At 69.8% G+C, this 17,361-nt stretch carries 16 protein-coding genes and 1 tRNA gene; 9 read left to right on the forward strand and 8 right to left on the reverse strand.

All coding sequences use genetic code 11. From position 1 onward, the window contains the following. Positions 1-89 precede the first annotated feature (89 nt). The 5 genes from Q7A36_RS15205 to rplU all read right to left on the reverse strand — a co-directional run bounded on the left by Q7A36_RS15205 (position 90) and on the right by rplU (position 6,138). Positions 90-2,204 (reverse strand): carbohydrate-binding domain-containing protein, encoded by a 2,115-nt coding sequence (locus Q7A36_RS15205; RefSeq protein WP_305104566.1) that lies wholly within the window; start codon positions 2,202-2,204, stop codon positions 90-92. 532 nt (positions 2,205-2,736) lie between these two features. After that, positions 2,737-3,771 carry a carbohydrate-binding domain-containing protein gene (locus Q7A36_RS15210; protein ID WP_305104567.1) on the reverse strand — a complete coding sequence of 345 codons (1,035 nt, stop codon included), beginning with the start codon at positions 3,769-3,771 and terminating at the stop codon, positions 2,737-2,739. 459 nt (positions 3,772-4,230) lie between these two features. After that, the gene (gene obgE, locus Q7A36_RS15215; RefSeq protein ID WP_305104568.1) at positions 4,231-5,352 is read right to left on the reverse strand and encodes a GTPase ObgE; all 1,122 of its coding nucleotides are present in this window, start codon (positions 5,350-5,352) and stop codon (positions 4,231-4,233) included. A 185-nt stretch (positions 5,353-5,537) separates the two neighbouring features. Next, a complete protein-coding gene (gene rpmA / locus Q7A36_RS15220) occupies positions 5,538-5,807 on the reverse strand; it encodes a 50S ribosomal protein L27 (RefSeq protein ID WP_305104569.1) in 270 nt (89 codons plus the stop codon). Between the two features lie 13 nt (positions 5,808-5,820). Then, positions 5,821-6,138, reverse strand: coding sequence for a 50S ribosomal protein L21 (gene rplU, locus Q7A36_RS15225; protein WP_305104570.1), 318 nt, complete (start codon positions 6,136-6,138; stop codon positions 5,821-5,823). Positions 6,139-6,368: 230 nt separating this feature from the next. Between rplU and Q7A36_RS15230 the strand changes: the two genes are divergently transcribed. Beyond that, positions 6,369-6,458: transfer RNA gene (locus tag Q7A36_RS15230), tRNA-Ser, on the forward strand. A gap of 879 nt (positions 6,459-7,337) precedes the next feature. Here the strand turns inward: Q7A36_RS15230 and Q7A36_RS15235 are convergent. Both Q7A36_RS15235 and Q7A36_RS15240 read right to left on the reverse strand, forming a co-directional pair. After that, positions 7,338-7,469, reverse strand: a complete 132-nt coding sequence (locus Q7A36_RS15235; RefSeq protein ID WP_305104571.1) for a hypothetical protein — start codon at positions 7,467-7,469, stop codon at positions 7,338-7,340. Next, a complete protein-coding gene (locus Q7A36_RS15240) occupies positions 7,466-7,606 on the reverse strand; it encodes a hypothetical protein (protein WP_305104572.1) in 141 nt (46 codons plus the stop codon). Before Q7A36_RS15240 ends, Q7A36_RS15235 begins: the two co-directional genes overlap by 4 nt. Before the next feature lie 585 nt (positions 7,607-8,191). On the opposite strand from Q7A36_RS15240, the gene Q7A36_RS15245 reads away from it, so the two are divergent. From Q7A36_RS15245 to Q7A36_RS15265, 5 genes are all read left to right on the forward strand, one after another. After that, positions 8,192-8,665 carry a hypothetical protein gene (locus Q7A36_RS15245; protein ID WP_305104573.1) on the forward strand — a complete coding sequence of 158 codons (474 nt, stop codon included), beginning with the start codon at positions 8,192-8,194 and terminating at the stop codon, positions 8,663-8,665. Continuing rightward, positions 8,662-8,961, forward strand: a complete 300-nt coding sequence (locus Q7A36_RS15250; protein ID WP_305104574.1) for a hypothetical protein — start codon at positions 8,662-8,664, stop codon at positions 8,959-8,961. Before Q7A36_RS15245 ends, Q7A36_RS15250 begins: the two co-directional genes overlap by 4 nt. Positions 8,962-9,000: 39 nt before the next feature. Continuing rightward, positions 9,001-9,237, forward strand: coding sequence for a hypothetical protein (locus tag Q7A36_RS15255; RefSeq protein ID WP_305104575.1), 237 nt, complete (start codon positions 9,001-9,003; stop codon positions 9,235-9,237). Between the two features lie 729 nt (positions 9,238-9,966). Continuing rightward, positions 9,967-11,028 (forward strand): acyltransferase family protein, encoded by a 1,062-nt coding sequence (locus Q7A36_RS15260; protein WP_305104576.1) that lies wholly within the window; start codon positions 9,967-9,969, stop codon positions 11,026-11,028. 148 nt (positions 11,029-11,176) lie between these two features. Then, positions 11,177-12,643: an oligosaccharide flippase family protein gene (locus Q7A36_RS15265; protein ID WP_305104577.1), complete on the forward strand. Its 1,467-nt coding sequence runs from the start codon at positions 11,177-11,179 to the stop codon at positions 12,641-12,643. Positions 12,644-13,016: 373 nt separating this feature from the next. Here Q7A36_RS15265 and Q7A36_RS15270 read toward each other — a convergent pair whose 3' ends face one another. Further along, positions 13,017-13,982: a glycosyltransferase family 2 protein gene (locus Q7A36_RS15270; protein ID WP_305104578.1), complete on the reverse strand. Its 966-nt coding sequence runs from the start codon at positions 13,980-13,982 to the stop codon at positions 13,017-13,019. A 221-nt stretch (positions 13,983-14,203) separates the two neighbouring features. On the opposite strand from Q7A36_RS15270, the gene rfbF reads away from it, so the two are divergent. Genes rfbF through Q7A36_RS15285 form a run of 3 tightly spaced genes read left to right on the forward strand, consistent with a single transcriptional unit; the run spans position 14,204 to position 17,357 of the window. Continuing rightward, positions 14,204-15,076 carry a glucose-1-phosphate cytidylyltransferase gene (gene rfbF / locus Q7A36_RS15275; RefSeq protein ID WP_305104579.1) on the forward strand — a complete coding sequence of 291 codons (873 nt, stop codon included), beginning with the start codon at positions 14,204-14,206 and terminating at the stop codon, positions 15,074-15,076. Next, positions 15,064-16,119, forward strand: coding sequence for an NAD-dependent epimerase/dehydratase family protein (locus Q7A36_RS15280; protein WP_305104580.1), 1,056 nt, complete (start codon positions 15,064-15,066; stop codon positions 16,117-16,119). Before rfbF ends, Q7A36_RS15280 begins: the two co-directional genes overlap by 13 nt. Continuing rightward, on the forward strand, positions 16,116-17,357 hold the full coding sequence (locus tag Q7A36_RS15285; protein ID WP_305104581.1) for a class I SAM-dependent methyltransferase: 1,242 nt from the start codon (positions 16,116-16,118) through the stop codon (positions 17,355-17,357). Before Q7A36_RS15280 ends, Q7A36_RS15285 begins: the two co-directional genes overlap by 4 nt. The last annotated feature ends 4 nt before the right edge of the window (positions 17,358-17,361 follow it).

The raw sequence follows: 17,361 nt of genomic DNA on the forward strand, positions 1-17,361 counted from the left end.
GGCAGCGCTTAGAGCAGAAGCGCGGGGGGCGTAAGGCCCCCCGCGCCGCAGGCTGGCGGGGGCTCCGCGGGGAGCCCCGGCCGTTCCGGTCAGGCGAGGACCTTGTAGGAGGCTTCGTAGAGGGTCAGGTAGTTGTTGCCGCCCATGGCGCCGCCGTTCCACCAGGTCTGGGTGCCGATGCCGGGGGCCTCGTTCTCGCCGCCATGGGCATAGTCGTGCGGCACGTGGTCGGTGATGTGGTGCATGAGGTTGCCGTCGACATAGATGTCGATGAAGTCGTTCTGCCAGTTCATGGCATAGGTATGGGTCTTCGACGGATCCACGCCATTGAGGGAGTAGGAGGTGAACTGGTTGGAGCCGTCATCGCCCTTCCAGTGAATGGTGGTGTAGGGCGTGCCGCCGCCGTCGATCTCCATCAGGTCGAGCTCCGGGCCGGGCCAGACATTGCTCGCCGGCCAGAGGAGCGCATAGGTGCCGACCGTGCCCTCGGTCTTGAAGGTGAAGCTGTAGAGGCCGTAGCCCCAGCCGCCGGCGGGCGTGCCGTAGCCGGCGGGCTGCGTCATCATGCCGCTGTCCTGGTCGTCGGCCGAGGTCCAGACGGTGATCTGGCCGGGGACGGAGCTGTCGGTGCCCGGGCCCCAGTGGTTGGAGAACATGCCCGAGCCGTTGTCGAAGCTCTCGTTCCAGACGGTCTTCCAGTTGCCCGGGACGCCGTTCACCGGGTCGCCGCCGCCGCCACTGGGCGTGTCGCCGAAGGCGAAGTCGACCGGCCCGGCGCCGAGCAGGTCCGCATTCCCGCCGGCGACCGCCTTGCCGTTCAGCGTCATGCCATCGACATAGAGGTTGCGGTCGGTGGCGGCGGTGCCGCCGAAGGCGTCGTTCAGGAAGTTCACCGTGACGGTATGCGCGCCGGTGCCGAAGCTGCCATGGACGGTGACGGTGTCGTCCTGGCCGGCGGCGTGCAAGGCGCCGGCGGTCAGCGTGCCGCCGACCTGGTGGCCATCGACGCTGACGGTGTACTGCGCGCTGCCCTGGTAGGCATCCTGCGAGACCTTCAGCACCAGGCTGTCGGCGCCGGTGCCGATGGTGGTGGAGACGGAGCCGTCCTTGGCGAAGCCGAAATCGACCGGGCCGGCGGCGAGGAGCGTCGCGCTGCCGCCGGCGACCGCCTTGCCGTTCAGCGAGACGCCGTCGACATAGAGGTTGCGGTCGGCGGCGGCGCTGCCGCCATAGGCGTCGTTCAGGAAGTTCACCGACACCGTGTGGTTGCCGGCGCCGAAGTCGCCATGGACGGTGACGGTGTCGTCCTGGCCCGCGGCATGCGAGGCGCCGGCGGTCAGCGTGCCGCCGACCTGATGGCCGTCGACGCTGACGGTGTACTGCGCGCTGCCCTGATAGGCGTCCTGCGAGACCTTCAGCACCAGGCTGTCGGCGCCGGTGCCGATGGTGGTGGAGACGGAGCCGTCCTTGGCGAAGCCGAGATCGACCGGGCCGGCGGCGAGCAGCGTGGCGGAGGCGCCGGCGACCGCCTTGCCGTTCAGCGAGACGCCGTCGACATAGAGGTTGCGGTCGGCGGCGGCGCTGCCGCCATAGGCGTCGTTCAGGAAGTTCACCGACACCGTGTGGTTGCCGACGCCGAAGTCGCCATGGACGGTGATGGTGTCGTCCTGGGCGGCGGCATGCGAGGCGCCGGCGGTCAGCGTGCCGCCGACCTGCTTGCCATCGACGCTGACGGTGTATTGCGCGCTGCCCTGGTAGGCGTCCTGCGAGACCTTCAGCACCAGGCTGTCGGCGCCGGTGCCGATGGTGGTGGTCACCGGAGTCGCGGCCTTGGTGAAGCCGAAGTTCACCGGGCCGGCGGCGAGGAGCGTCGCGTTGCCGCCGGCGACCGCCTTGCCGTTCAGCGTGATGCCGTCGACATAGAGGTTGCGGTCGGTGGCGGCGGTGCCGCCGAAGGCGTCGTTCAGGAAGTTCACCGTGACGGTATGCGCGCCGATGCCGAAGTCGCCATGGACGGTGATGGTGTCGTCCTGGCCCGCGGCATGCGCGGCGCCGGCGGTCAGCGTGCCGCCGACCTGCTTGCCGTCGACGCTGACGGTGTATTGCGCGCTGCCCTGGTAGGCGTCCTGCGAGATCTTCAGCACCAGGCTGTCGGCGCCGGTGCCGATGGTGCGGAGGACGGGCGGGTTGGAAGTTGCGGCCATGATCGGGCTTCCTGCGCTGGGCGGGGTTGGAGGCCTGGGTCACCGGCCTGGTCGCCGCGGAGGCGTGGAACGCCATCGACGAACAACCATAAGTTGAGATCGTGGACGTGATCTGCCCCGACCTGCCGCGTGACCCAGGCTCTTTCCCCGCAGTTTCGTGTCGCACGAAAACGTGATTGCACCGTGCGGGAACACGGTATGTCGTACACAACCTACGCGATCAATCGCCGAGTTGTGATCCAACGATCACGTTTTTCATTCGATTTTTGAATGAAAACTGTGTCCCCGACGCCATGGCGGAGGTCCGGAGCCCATGCGGACAAGGGCTTGCAGGCTGTAGCGGCGCTGGTCGTTGCCGGGGCATGGCAGGGTCGGGCAGGGGCGCCGGGACGGAAATTTCACGCCGCCACCGGCTGCCGGTGGGCCCGGAAACGCGAAACGCCCCGGTCCGCGGGGGACCGGGGCGTCGCTGGGGCACGGCCTGCCGCCGCGCCAGGGCCTGGCGGGGCTCCGCGCGGAGCCCCGGGGCAGGTCAGCCCATTACCTTGTAGGAGGCGTCGTAGAGGGTGATGAAGTTGTGGCCACCCTCGGCGCCGCCGTTCCACCAGGTCTGGGTGCCGATGCCGGGCGCGGTGTTCTCGCCGCCATGGGCATGGTCGTTCGGCACGTGCTCGGTGGTGGTCCACTTCTGCTGGCCGTCGACATACAGGGTGATCCGGCCCTGCTCCCAGTCCATGGCGTAGGTGTGGACCTGCTTCGGGTCGACATCGGCCATGGTGAAGCTCTGGAACTGGTTGGAGCCGTCATCGCCCTTCCAGTGGATGGTCGAGTAGGGCTGGCCCTGGTCGTTGATCTCCATGACGTCGAGCTCGGGGCCGGGCCAGACATTGCTCGCCGGCCAGGTGAGGGCATAGGTGCCGGCCGTGCCCTCGGTCTTGAAGGTGAAGCTGTAGAGGCCGTAGCCCCAGCCGCCGGCTGGCGTGCCGTAGCCGTCCGGGTGGGTCATCATGCCGCTGTCCTGGTCGTCGGCCGAGGTCCAGACGGTGATCTGGCCGGGGACGGAGCTGTCGGTGCCCGGGCCCCACTGGTTGGAGAACATGCCCGGGCCATTGTCGAAGCTCTCGTCCCAGACGGTCTGCCAGTTGCCCGGAATGCCGCCCGCAGTGCCGCCGGTGTCGCCGCCGGTGCCGGCGCTCGAGGTGTCGCCGCCCTGGGCGCCGAAGGCGATGTCCACGCTGCCATTGCCGAGCAGCGTCTTCGTGCTGCCATCGACCGCATTGCCGTTCAGCGCCACGCCGTCGACATAGAGATTGCGGTCGGCACCGGCGGCGTCGCCATAGGCGTCGTTGGTGAAGGTGACGGTGAGGGTATGCTGGCCGCCGGCGAAGTCGCCGTGCAGGGTCAGCGCATCGGTGCCGGCGCCATGGGCGGTGGCGGCCGCGGACTCGCCCCCGACCTGCTGCCCGTCGATCGCGACCGTGAAGCGGGCATCACCCTGCCAGGCATCCTGGGAGAGGTTGATGACGAGGGTGTCCGCGCCGGTCGTGTTCGGGGTGCTGAGGTCCATAGGCTCCGTTCTCCAAGATCGCGTGATGCACAGGTTTGTGATCACTCGGTACGGGCGGAGCGTATGAAGTATACAATCCAGGCGTGCAATCGCGAGAAAGCGATTCACACATCAACTCTTGGGCGTGGAGAAGGCCCGAAAAGCGCGTGAAGAGAGTGGAAACCCGGCCGGCGCCGTGACCCTCGATGCCCGGTCAGGCCGGGTCGGCCCGATCGAAGGGCCCTGCCATGGAGTTTCCGGCCATGGGCAAGGCGACAGGCGCCGTCACGCCACGGCCGCGCCAAGCGTGGTCAAGCCGACCGCCATGGCCATTCGCCTGGCCGCCAGCGCCGCCTGCGGCGCCGACACGGCGCGCCGATGGCGGCCGCGATCCATGCCCGCCGGCCCTCCGGCCGGCGCAGGGCCTGGAGGGCCTGCGGCGGAACCAACGCGGAGGGCCGGGCGGAGCGCCCGGCGCCGTCAGGCTTCCTCGTCGTCGAGCCCTGCGTCGTCCTCGGCGGCCGCGAGCGGGCGGACCACCGCGCGGCCGGACGGCGCCGCGCGCGGGATGACCGGCGGCGGGGCAGGGGGCTGCTTCGCCCGCTCCTCCCGCGCCACCGCGACGATATCGCCGAGCGCCCGCAGCACCGCGGGCACGCCCTCGCCGGTCGCGCCGGAGCAGAGCAGCACCGGCCGGCCGGCTGCGCGCTCGAGCGCCTTCAGGCGGCTCGCCTTCGCCTGCGGCGTCATGGCGTCGAGCTTGTTGAGCACGAGCACCTCCGGCTTGTCGGCGAGGCCGTGGCCGTACATCGCCAGCTCCTCCCGCACGGTCCGCCAGGCCTGGACCGGGTCGGGCTGGCTGCCATCGACGAGGTGCAGCAGCACGGCGCAGCGCTCGACATGGCCGAGGAAGCGGTCGCCGAGGCCCACGCCCTCATGCGCGCCCTCGATCAGGCCGGGGATGTCGGCGAGGACGAACTCCTCAGAGGCATTGAGGCGCACCACGCCGAGCTGCGGATGCAGCGTGGTGAAGGGATAGTCCGCGATCTTCGGCCGAGCCGCGGAGGCGGCCGCGAGGAAGGTGGACTTGCCGGCATTGGGCAGCCCGACCAGCCCGGCATCGGCGATGAGCTTGAGCCGCAGCCAGATCCAGCGTTCCTCGCCCGGATACCCCTTGTCGGCGCGGCGCGGGGCGCGGTTGGTGCTGGTCTTGAAATGGGCATTGCCATGGCCGCCATCGCCGCCATGGGCGATGACCACGCGCCGGCCGACCGCGTCGAGGTCGGCGAGCAGCGTCTCCTTGTCCTCGTCGAGGATCTGGGTGCCGACCGGCACCTTCAGCACCACGTCCTCGGAGGCCGCGCCGGTGCGGTCGGAGCCGGCGCCGTTGCCGCCCTTCCGTGCCTTGAAATGCTGGGCGTAGCGGTAGTCGATCAGGGTGTTGAGGCCGTCCACCGCCTCGACGAGGATGTCGCCGCCGCGGCCGCCATTGCCGCCGTCCGGCCCGCCGAATTCGATGTATTTTTCGCGGCGGAAGGCGACGACGCCGTCGCCGCCGTCGCCGGCCTTCACCCAGACCTTGGCTTCATCGAGGAACTTCATGGGTGTCGGACCCTGGACTCCGGAACCTGCAGCGGGGCCGCACGCGGCCGCACGCTGCCAACAATGGCGGGGGCCGCGAGAGGCCGCGATCCACAAACGAAAACGGGGGCCGCAAGCGGCCCCAGGAATAAACAAAAACGGGGGCCGCAAGCGGCCCCCGTCCCAACGCGCCCTGTGGCGTGGCGTTACTCGGCGGCCTGCGGCAAGGGCTCGACCGAGACGGCGACACGGCCCTCGGCCTTCCGCTCGAACTTCACCCGGCCGTCGACCTCGGCATGCAGGGAATGGGTGCGGCCGACATAGACGTGGCGGCCCGGCATCATCTTCGTCCCGCGCTGGGTGACGATGATGTTGCCGGCCTTCACGGCCTGGCCGCCGAAGAGCTTGACGCCGAGGCGCTTGCCGGCGCTGTCGCGCCCGTTGCGGGAGGAACCGCCGGCCTTCTTATGTGCCATGGTGCTATCTCCTTCAGGCCGCCGCGATTTCGGCGATGCGCAGCACCGTCAGGTCCTGCCGATGACCCTTCTTGCGCCGGTAGTTCTGGCGGCGCTTCTTCTTGAGGATGAGGATCTTCTCGCCGCGGGTCTGCTCGACCACGGTGGCGGTGACGCGGGCGCCGGGCACGGTCGGGGCGCCGAGGGTCAGGCCGCCTTCGCCGCCGATCGCCAGGACGTCGTGGAAGGTGATGGTGGCGCCCGGCTCGGCCGCCAGCTTCTCCACCGTCAGGACGGCGTCAGGCGTCACCCGGTACTGCTTTCCGCCGGTGCGGATCACTGCGAAGGTCATCGTGCGGCCCCACCCGGTCGCGCCGGGATTTCCGTGCCGAGGCGGCACCGCCCCGGAAAGTCTGGTGAAACGGTATCGGCCAGAACGGCCGCCGGCGGCACCTGGGTGCCGCCGGGAGGGCGGGCTTATAGCGAGGACGGGGCCGGGGCGTCAACGGCGCGATGCGCGGGCGGCGCTTGGGCGTTGCACCGGCCGTCCGCTGCCCTTATACGGCCCGCCGACCCTGCCGCGGAGAGGTGGCGGAGTGGTCGATCGCGTCGGTCTCGAAAACCGAAGTAGGTGCAAGCCTACCGTGGGTTCGAATCCCACCCTCTCCGCCATCAGCGGCTTGGAAGATGTTGGAATGGCAGGGTTTTTGATCCGCGCCGCTTCCGCTGCCCCAATGGGGCGCGTCAGGACCGGCCGGAATGCCGGTCGCCATGCCCCGTAAAGCCTCTCGCCGCTGGTGGTGATCCCCGCCCGACATGGCCTCTGAGGCCGGGGCGGCAGGTAGCATGGGGCATTCGACGACAGACTCCGCCGCGTCCGGCACAGACGCCAGAGGCGACGCGAATACCAGCCTGCCCCCTTCCCCTGCCGGCCAGCCTGAGAGGCCGTCCTGGCGGCTCCCAGGCGTTGGCGGGATCACGGGCCAGGGCGCTCCAGGATCGCTGTAGAGAGGCGTTTTCAGCCTGCCGGGGGGGGGGAGGGCCGCTGCCGCTCGTGCCGGCCGCCAGGACGCGCCCTGACGCGAGTACGGGCCATGCCCGGCCCAGGCAGAGGAATGACGGCTTGGGGCGGTCTCCCCGCAGTTCTGGCAGCACACCGCCCACCATGCGCCAGGCGCCGCGCCGCGAGGCCACCCCGGCACCCGTTCCGGGGTGGGGCTGCTCAGGCTCCCGTCGCCGGCCGGCGCCGTCCTCTCGAAGCAAGTGCGCCGCTCACGGCGGGCGGTCGGCAACCGGCGAGGCCAGTTGGCCGGCTGGGTCGAGGACCGGCGGGCAAGGCAGCCGGGCAGCCGGCCCACTCGGCAGCATCGGCGGGGCAACCGGCCGGCACCGCGCGTGGCGACAAGGCGGCACCCGCCCCCCGGCACACCTCAAAGACGGGGGGTGGGGGCGCACAGAGGACAGCACCCCGAAATTCTGAGCGGGTCCCATCGGCGCCACGGAGCGGGGCTATGGTGCCGTCCCCCACGTTCCCGAGGCCCCGCACGCGCATCAGCCTTGGCCTTGGGCCCGGCACGCCGCCTCGCTGCGGCGCATCCGGCGGCGGTGAGAGAGGTACACCCAACTGGAGAGGGCGGCCGCCATCCCGCCTGACGAGAGCATGGCGAACAGCAAATCGCTCATGACCGCAGCCCTCCACCACCCTGTGCCCGGCGCCGCGCCTCGCTGCGGAGGCGCCGGCGATGGGAGAGGAACAGGCCATAGCCCATCGCCAGGAACAGGGCTTGGGCGCCGAGCGCGATCCAGGCGAAATCGTTCATGGCTCCTCGTCTTCCGGAATGGCCCTGGGCGCGGCGGCGCCAGCTATCCCTAGCAGGATGTACCAGGAGAGGCGGGGCCGCAGCACATATCCCCGCGCGGTCATCCCATCCCGCCGATGCAAGCCGCAACCTATTGCGCCACAACGATATAGCCGTTCCTACCGGGTGCAACCGGCTTCCAACACTCTCTGGCCTGCCCATGCTGCGCGCAGCAGTAGGTGGGCATGCCGCGTCAGGCAGCGCTCTTGTTTCATTCTTGATATGAGCCCCGCGGCATGATAGGATAATAATCCTATTTGATGGAGGTTCCATCATGGCCGGCCTCTCGCCCGCTATCATGCCCGACCGCAACTCCCTCGCGAAATCGCCCGAGGTGCTCGAGCTCGGTCCGCCTCTGCCGGAGGTGGCTCGGTCGTTTCAGTACGTGCCTATGACAGGCGCGGACCTGACGGCCACATCCAGCACGTCCAGGCATATCAGCGCAGTGCCCCGCAGTGCGCCTGGGAGGGGCAGCCTAATGCGGAATGGCGTGAGCAGATCGCCACGGAGGAGACGAGGCGCAGTGACGGTGACTTCGGCTATGGAATGCGCGGCCAGTCTGGCTCGACCGCACTTGGCCGTTACCAACTCCTGCGCGCGCCACCGATCGATGCGGGCTGGCGAGATCGGGTGACCGGAAATTGGACTGCCCGGGCGCACGCGGCCGGTGTCGGTCGCGACGCCGACTTTTTGGCAAACCCTGCCGCCCAGGAAGCTGCCTTCAACGATGTTATGCGCGAGAACGATAGGCAGTTGCGCGTTAACGGCGCCATGCGTTTCGTCGTTCAGGACTTACCCGGTTTGCGTGGTGAAACGGTGCCGGTCACCGAAGCCGGTCTCGCGGCCGCCACTCACCGCGAAGGCGCCAACACCGTCAGGCATTATCTGGAACACCGGGCTGCGAACCTGTCGCCGCCCGCCTCGGTACCGGGCCAACGCGGCGATCTATCTCGGTTCAACGAGGTTGAGCGGCGCCTTCGGGCCTTTGCGCAGACTCCCTACGAGAGAATGTCGCCATGACGCGCGTCGTTCTCGCACTTTGGTGCATTACAGCCTGCCTCACCCCCGCTGTTGCGGCCGAGCAGCGCCTGCCTTGGCAGGCCATCCCGGGCATCGTAGGCAATGCCCTGCACGCCTTCCGCAAGACCGATCATTGGGCGGCCAGAGCCATGGCGGAAAACCTCGATGGCAGCCGTCTCGGCCGCGATAACGATGGAAGCTTCCCCCTCAACTTCGATCCCACCCGTCATCTGTTTTACATCGTGCAGGATCTCAATGGTAATCGCAGGCCCGAGGTCTTCCTTCTCTTCGACTGATCGTATCTGCGAGGGAACCAACAAGCGAGCGGTGTGGTCATGGTTGAAACCCGCCAGGGCGACTGGCGGATCGGCTGCGAGATAAGCGACTGGGGTGATGACGGCCCGCGCGGCGGCATCCACCTCCTCTCGACCCGTAGCCACGGCTGGCGCAACTTCCGCACGAGCGACGGCATCTACGCCTGGCGGCCTCTTGCCAGTGAACCTGACGCCATGGAATGCGTGCCGATCGCGGCATGGCCACCCGCGCGACACAGCAGCGCCGCCGGCCGGTGACCGCAATTCCTGAGGGGCCAGTGTCGGCGAGGGCTTGCTCCTGGTCGCACTCCCTCTGCCAGCACTCACGCCTCCGGCGCCTTCCCGCGCGTCTCCGGCAGCAGTCAGGCCGCGACTGCCATCGTCCCATTGGCGGCCGCGGCCAAGACGCCGACCGCCATCCCCAGCGGCATGGCGGAGGACAGCGCGCCGAACAGCAGGGAAGCAGCGCCCCGGTCGCCCGGCCGAAACTATAGGCGAAGCCCTGCCCGACGCCGCGCACCCGGGTCGGGAACTGATCGGTGAAGACGGCGCCCATGGCGCTGAACACGCCGCCGACGAAGAAGCCCAAGGGGAAGCCCAGCGCCAGCATTGCCGCGTCGCCGAAGGCGATCATGGCATAGACCAGCACCACGGCGGAGGCGCCGACGGCGAAGACCGGGAAGGTGCCGCGCCGGGCGCGTAGAACTAGGCCATGGCCGCCGGTCCCGGCTGCGGGCTGCCATGCGGTGCGGCTGCGGGCATGCCGTCCTTCTCCCTCGCGCGCCGCCCGTCCTCCGCCGGCGCCGGCACGCGGCGCCGCGGCCACGGTTCCGGCACGGCCGCGGACGCTACCGCCGCGGCACGTGACACAACTCTGATTTGTCAGCCGGGGGGCCGGCGTGTGACCAACAGGCGCATGGAGACACCTGCATGGCCGCGCCCCTCCCGGATGACCGGGCCTGTCGCGGCACCGGAGGAATGCCACGGATGCCGGAGGGACTGACGGCCGTGTTCGAGGCGCCGCGCACGGCCGGCGCACCGCGCCGCACGCGCGAGCGCCGGCCCGATATCGACCGCGCCAAGGGCATCGCGATCCTGCTGGTGGTCGCCGGCCACCTGGTCGCCAATACGGCGCCGGAGGGCGTCCTGTGGTACGAGCCGGCGCGCTACGCGCTCTACCGCTTCCACATGCCCTTCTTCCTCTATCTCAGCGGCACTGTCGCGGTGCTCAGCGGGCTGCTGGATGCCGGGCCCGCCGCCTGGCCGCGGCAGATCGGCCGGCGCGCGCTGCGCCTGCTGCCGCCCTTCTTCGCCATCGGCCTGCTGATCCTCGCCGCCAAGCTCGTGCTCATGCAGGTGGTGGTGGTGGACAACCGGCCGCAGGGCCTCCGGGAAGGGCTGGAGGGCCTGTTCTGGGCCACCGGGCACAGCCCCGCGACCTCGGTCTGGTACCTGCTGGTGCTCTTCCTCTGCACCGTCACCGCCCTCGTTCTGCGCGGCATCGGCAGCACCGGCCTCGTGCTGCTCGGCCTGCTGCTGCAATTGCCGGCGGTGCCGGAGATCGCCTATCTCGACCGCTTCGCGCATCATTTCCTGTTCTTCGCCGCCGGCATCTGGGTGGCGGAGCGGCAGGACCGCCTGCTGCCGCTGATGGTGCGGTGGCAGCCGCTCTGGTGGGGGCTCTTCCTCGCCTCGCTCGCGGCCGCCATGGCGGTGTGGTGGGACGTTCTCATCCTCGATGAGTGGTGGTCGCTGGTGATCTGCGGCCTGCTCAGCATGCCGGCGCTGCACGGGCTGATCCGCCTGCCGCCCATCGACCGCTGGGACTGGCCGATCCGCCTCGGCCGCTATGCCATGGTGGTCTACCTCTTCAACACCATGGCGATCGGCGCCGCCAAGGCGCTGCTGATCGCGGTGGGCATCGGCTATACGGCGGCGAATTTCCCGCTGCATCTCGCGCTGGCGATGGCGGCCGGCGTCGGGGTGCCGATCCTGCTGAAGGAGTTCCTCTTCCGGCGGGTGCGGGCCCTGGACCGGATGACGGATTGATCCGGCCGGCACCGGCTTGTGATCGGCCATCCACCCGCCTTGGCACAGGCGTGACCGCCAACGGGCCGCGGCCTCCCCGATAAGGCCCGGGGGCGGGGCGCAACGCGGCGCCGGGTGCCGCCCCCGTCACGACGCGAAGGGAGACAAGGTGCAGGCAAGCGGAACGACCGCCGGCATGGCGGCGGAGGGCCGGGCCTCGCGCGGCCTCGTGAGCAGGACGCTCTGGTCCGCGCTCGATTTCTGGCTGCAGCAGGCGACGGCGCTGCTGGTCTTCATCGTCGTCGGCAACCTGGTCGGCCCGGCCGCGGTCGGCGTGCTCACCGTCGCCCAGCTCGGCGTCACGCTGGCGATGACGCTGCTGCTGGACGGCTTCTCGGACGCGCTGATCCAGCGGCAGCGGCTGGAGCCGGCGCATTTCAACACCGCCTTCGCGCTGCTGGCCGGCATCGGCCTCGCCTCCGGCCTCGCGCTCTGGCTGCTCGCGCCGGTCGCGGCCTCTGTCTTCGGCCAGCCCGACCTCGCCTGGATCATGCCGCTGCTGGCGATCGGCCTGCCGCTGCTCGGGATGGCGGTGCCCTGCCAGGCACTGCTGCAGCGGCAGATGCGCTTCGGCGCGCTCGCCTTCCGCAGCCTGGTCGCGCAGGGCGTCGGCTTCGCGACAGCGCTCGCGCTCGCGCTCGACGGCCACGGCGTGGAGGCGCTGATCGCCTATATGCTCGTCGTCCGCGGCCTCGACACGGTACTACTGATGCTGCTGGCGGGACGGCTGCCGGGCCTCGACTTCAGCCGCCAGGCGCTGGCCGACATCGTCGATTTCGGCAAGCACCGCATGGGCAACCAGGTGCTGGGCTTCGTCGTGACGCAGATCGACCGCGTCACCGCCGGCCTCTTCCTCGGCGCCGTCACCATCGGCCTCTTCTCGCTGGCCGAGCGGATCGCCAATGCGCTGACCGGCGGCCTCTCCGGCGTGGTGGAGCGGGTCGGCTTCTCCGCCTTCTCCGCCCGGCAGTCGGAGCCGGAGGCGCTGCGGCAGGCGCTGCGCGACGTGATGTTCCTCGCCAATGTCCTGGCGATGCCGGCCTTCGTCGGCCTCGCGGCCGTCAGCGGCGACGTCGTCGGCGCGCTCTTCTCGGCCTCCTGGGCCGGGGCGGCGCCGGTGCTGGCGCTGCTGGCGCTGGCCGGCATCCCGCATGCGACGAACTACGTGCTGACCGCCGCGCTGAACGCCCGCGGCCGGCCGGACCTCGCGCTGCGCTACAGCGTGGTGATCATGGCGCTGCGCCTGGTGGCGAGCCTGGTGGCGGCGCCGCAGGGCATCGTGGCGCTGGCCGCCGCCAATCTCGCGGTCACCGCGGCCTCGACCGGCATCGTGCTGGCGGTGGTGCGGCACCACCTGCCGGGCGCCGCGGGCCTCGCCGCGCGGGCGGCGCTGAGGCCGGCGCTCGCGGCGGGCGGGATGGTGCTGGCCATCGAGGGCCTCGCGCTGCTGCTGCCGCCGATCGCGCCCGCGCTGCTGCTGGCGGGCAAGGTGGCGATCGGCGCCGCCGCCTATGCCGGGTTGCTGCTGCTGCTGGCGCCGCAGGCGCTGCGCCGCCTGGCCCGCGGCTCCATCTGACAGCGGCGGGCAGGGGCCTCGACCCCTGCCCCGCCCGGGCTCGCGTGCCGGGCCGGTGTGACGGCCGCGTGCCCAGGGAGGGATCGTGCCGGTGAGAGATCGTACCGGCCGGCTGCGAGGCGGGAAGGGATCGGCCGTCCGGCGTCAGTAGCGGGCGCCCGCCGGTGCCCCGCCGCTGCCTGGTGCATTCTCTCGCTGACCGCGCAGCGCGAGATCGCACCAGGCCATTGCTGTGCCGGGCAGAATCCCGCCTCAGAGCCTTGCCGGACCGCGGCGTTCTGCTCTGGCCGGCAGAGTGATCGAGCGCGCCATGCCGGCGGTCCGGCCGCGACGCGGCCGGACCGGCATCATCGGGCCTCGCGCGGCGCCGGCGCTATTTCAGTTCCGGCAGGCTGCCGGGACGGGTGGGGGAGGAGGCGCCGATGAGGCGGTGCTTCAGCGCCCGCGCCTGCTGGTGCAGGGCCGGGTAGGGCGACACCACCTCCCGCAGCACGTCGATGCCGTGCTCGTCGGTGAACCACCAGCGCAGCAGCTCGGCATAGCAGGCGGCGCGGGTCAGCGGGTTGCGCACCGTCTTGCCGATCAGGCGGATGTAGTGGCGATAGACGCCGACATAGAAGAACTCGGTCTTGCGCGCCGCCGCCTTGCGGCTGGGATCCTGCCAGAGCGCGGCCTGCTGCGCATCCTTGAGCAGGATGGCGCGGGTGTAGCGGTTCTCGTGCTCACGGTGCAGGAAGACCGGGTCGGGGATGCTGACCCAGGGGCCGCGCAGCGCCATCTCGGCCAGCAGCACGCGGTCGGAGCCGCTATAGGCCCCGTGCAGCTCGGAGCCGACCAGCGCCGCCCGCCGGAACAGGCCGAAGAAGTCCTCGCACTGGTGGCGGGTGTGGATGGCGGCGGCGAAGCGGCGCGCGGTGTCCGGGGAGGCTATGCCGGGGAAATGGTTGGCATAGGTCCGCAGCGGCCGGCCGGCGCCGTCGATCTCCGTCACGCCGGTGGTGCAGAGCACCGCCTCCGGCCGTGCCTCGAGCGCCGCGACGGCCTGGCGGAGATAGCCCGGCCCCATCGCATCGTCGTGCGCGGCCCATTTGAAGTAGGTGCCGCGGGCGCGTTCGAAGCAGAGGTTGTAGTTCGCGGCGGCGCCGAGGTTGCGCGGGTTCCGCTCGTAGCGCACGCGCCCGTCGCGGGCGGCATAGTCGGCGCAGATCGCGGCGGTGCCGTCGGTCGAGGCGTTGTCCTGGATGACCAGTTCCAGCGCCGGGTAATCCTGCTTCAGGGCGGATTCGATCGCCTCGCGCAGATAGGTCTCGCCGTTGAAGACCGGCAACCCGATGCTCACGAGCGGCAAAGAACTCGCTGAGCCGTCATATCCAACGCAATTGATCACGCAATCCTCTCCTGGCGCGGAGTAGTGGTGTACACGGGAACTATGTCGCTGCCGCGAGGTACCGTCACTCGTTTTGGGTTCCTCTTGCTTTCACGTTGACGTGCCAACGTTACGCGTGAAGTGCGGCAGCCGAGAAATCCGCACATGTTTGCAGCGTACAGGAGATCGGGGCCATGAAGGTTGCAGTACTCGCGGGCGGATTAGGCTCACGCCTCGCGGAGGAGACGGAGGCGAGGCCGAAACCAATGGTTGAGATCGGTGGCATCCCGATCTTGTGGCATATCATGCGCTATTATGCATCCTTTGGCCATCAGGACTTCGTCGTCGCCCTGGGCTACAAGGGCAACTACATCCGGCGCTACGCCACCGATTTCGCCGCCCTGTCCCCGGGCAACCTGCGCATCGACTACTCCCGCCGGCAGGTCGAGTACGACACGACCCTCGGCAACGAGCGCGGCGAATGGTCGATGGATGGCTGGACGCTCGAGCTCGTCGACACCGGGCTGAACACCAATACCGGTGGCCGCATCAAGCGCCTCAAGCAGGTCATCGGCAACGAGCGTTTCTTCCTGACCTGGGGCGACGGCGTCTCGACCGTCGACCTCGACGCGCTGCTCGCCTTCCACCGCTCGCACGGCAAGCTCTGCACCCTCACCGCGGTGCGGCCGCCGGCGCGCTTCGGCCATCTCGAGATCGAGGGCGACCAGATCAGCGAGTTCAACGAGAAGCCGCAGACCGGCGAGGGCTGGATCAACGGCGCCTTCTTCGTCTGCGAGCCCGGCGTCTTCGACTACATCGAGGGCGACGCGACGCAGTTCGAGAAGTCGCCGCTGCAGAACCTGGCGCTCGACGGCCAGCTCATGGCCTTCAAGCACTACGGCTTCTGGCAGTGCATGGACACCATCCGCGACAAGGTCCTGCTCGAGAATCTCTGGGCGGGCGGCGAGGCGCCCTGGCGCATCTGGGACAGCCGCCGCCCGCAACCCGCGCGCGCCGCGAACGACGTGGCCGCCAATGACCTGGGGAATCCTGCATGCGCGTCCTGATGACCGGCCATCTCGGCTATATCGGCACCGTTGCCGTCCCCCTCTTCCAGGAGGGCGGGCATGAGGTGATCGGCTGCGATACCGACCTCTACCGCGCCTGCACCTTCGGCAAGGAGGTCGGGCCGGCGGGGTCCATCCGCAACCTCGGCGCGGATATCCGCGACCTGACGCCGGACCACCTGCGCGGCTTCGATGCGGTGGTGCATTACGGCGGCATTCCGAACGATCCGCTCGGCGACCTCGACCCCGAGGTCACGATGCAGATCAACACCGAGGCGACCGTCAACCTCGCCAAGGCGGCGAAGGCGGCGGGCGTGCCGCGCTTCGTCTTCTCCTCCTCCTGCTCCAACTACGGCGCGGCGGGCGAGAACTTCCTCGACGAGCAGGGCGCCTTCAATCCGGTCACCGCCTATGGCCGTTCCAAGGTCGCGGCGGAGAAGGGGCTGCTGCCGCTGGCGGACGACAAGTTCTCGCCCATCCTGATGCGCAGCGCGACCGCCTTCGGCGTCTCGCCGCGGCTGCGCTTCGACCTCGTCATCAACAACCTGACGGCCTGGGCCGTCGCCACCGGCGACATCCTGCTGAAAAGCGACGGCACGCCCTGGCGCGCCGTCGTCCACATCGAGGACATCGCCCGCGCCTTCCGCGCCGTGGTCGAGGCGCCGCGCGAGAAGGTCCATGCCGAAGCCTTCAATGTCGGCTCCACCGGCGAGAACTACCAGATCCAGGAACTCGCCCGGATGGTCGAGCAGGTGGTGCCCGGCACGAAGGTGCGCTTCGCCGAGGGCGCCGGGCCGGACCTGCGCTCCTACCGGGTGAATTGCGACAAGCTGGCCCGCGTCTTCCCGCAGGCCGCGCCGCGCTGGACCGCGCGCATGGGCGTGGAGCAGCTCTACGAGGCCTTCCGCACCCATGGCGTGAGCAAGGAGGAGTTCGAGGGCCCGCGCTTCCAGCGCAAGGCGCATGTCCTCGGCCATATCGCCGATGGCAGCCTGACGCAGGAGCTGCGCTGGGCGCCGCGCAAGGAGGCGAAGGTCGCATGATCGCGGAAGCCTGCACGCCCATCCGCGCCTGCCGCTGCTGCGGCGGGGGCGACCTGGTGAGCGTCTTCGACATGGGCACCATGCCGCCCTCGGACGCGCTCTCCCCCTCGGCGACCGAGCCCGACCCGGCCTATCCGCTGGAGGTCATCATGTGCCGGAGCTGCGGCCTCGCCCAGCTCCGCCACACGGTGGCGCCGGAGGTGCTGTTCTCCGCGGCCTACAAGTATTTTTCTTCCTACACCCAGACCGTGGTGGACAACGCGAAGGACGCCGTCGCCACCGCCATCGAGCGGGTGAAGCCGGCGCCCGGCGCGCTCGCTGTCGAGCTCGCCAGCAATGACGGCTACCTGCTGAAGCACGCCAAGGCCGCGGGTCTCAGCGTGCTCGGCATCGACCCGGCGCCGGCGCCCGTCGCCGCGGCGCGGGAGGCCGGGATCGACACCATCCAGGCCTTCTTCTCCGAGGACCTGGCCCGCAAGCTGAAGGCCGAGGGCCGGCAGGCCATGCTGCTCTTCGGCAACAACGTCCTCGCGCATGTCGCCGATACCGCCGGCTTCGTGCGCGGCATCCGCGAGATCCTGCACCCCGAGGGCACGGCGAGCATCGAGGTCCCCTATCTCCGGGACCTGATCGACCATGTCGAGTTCGACACCATCTACCACGAGCATCTCTGCTACTTCTCGGTCTCGGCACTCTCCGAGCTGTTCAAGCGGCAGGGGCTGCACCTCAACGACGTGCAGCGCATCCCGATCCATGGCGGCTCGCTGCGGCTCTTCATCCAGCACAAGCCGGCGCCTTCCGAGCGCATGCTGAAGCTGATCGAGGAGGAGAAGGAGCTCGGCCTCGACCGGCCCGAGAGCTTCCGCGCCTTCGCCGCCAAGGTGGAGGGCGTCGGCCAGGCGCTGCGCGAACTGATCGACGGCTTCCGCCGCGAGGGCAAGCGCATCGCCGCCTATGGCGCGGCGGCCAAGGGTACGATCCTGCTGAACTTCTTCAAGATCGGGCCGGAGGAGCTGATGTGGGTGGCGGACAAGAACCCGCACAAGCACGGCCTCTACATGCCCGGGATCAAGCTGCCGATCGTGGGCGTGGAGCGGATCGAGCAGGACAGGCCGGACTGCCTGGTGATCCTGCCCTGGAACCACCAGGCGGAGATCATGCGGCAGCAGGCGGACTTCGCCGCGCAGGGCGGCCGCTTCATCATCCCCATTCCCCATCCGCATCTGCAGGGGGGCTGAGACC

It is taken from the genome of Paracraurococcus lichenis, assembly GCF_030657435.1.
GTDB lineage: Bacteria > Pseudomonadota > Alphaproteobacteria > Acetobacterales > Acetobacteraceae > Paracraurococcus > Paracraurococcus lichenis.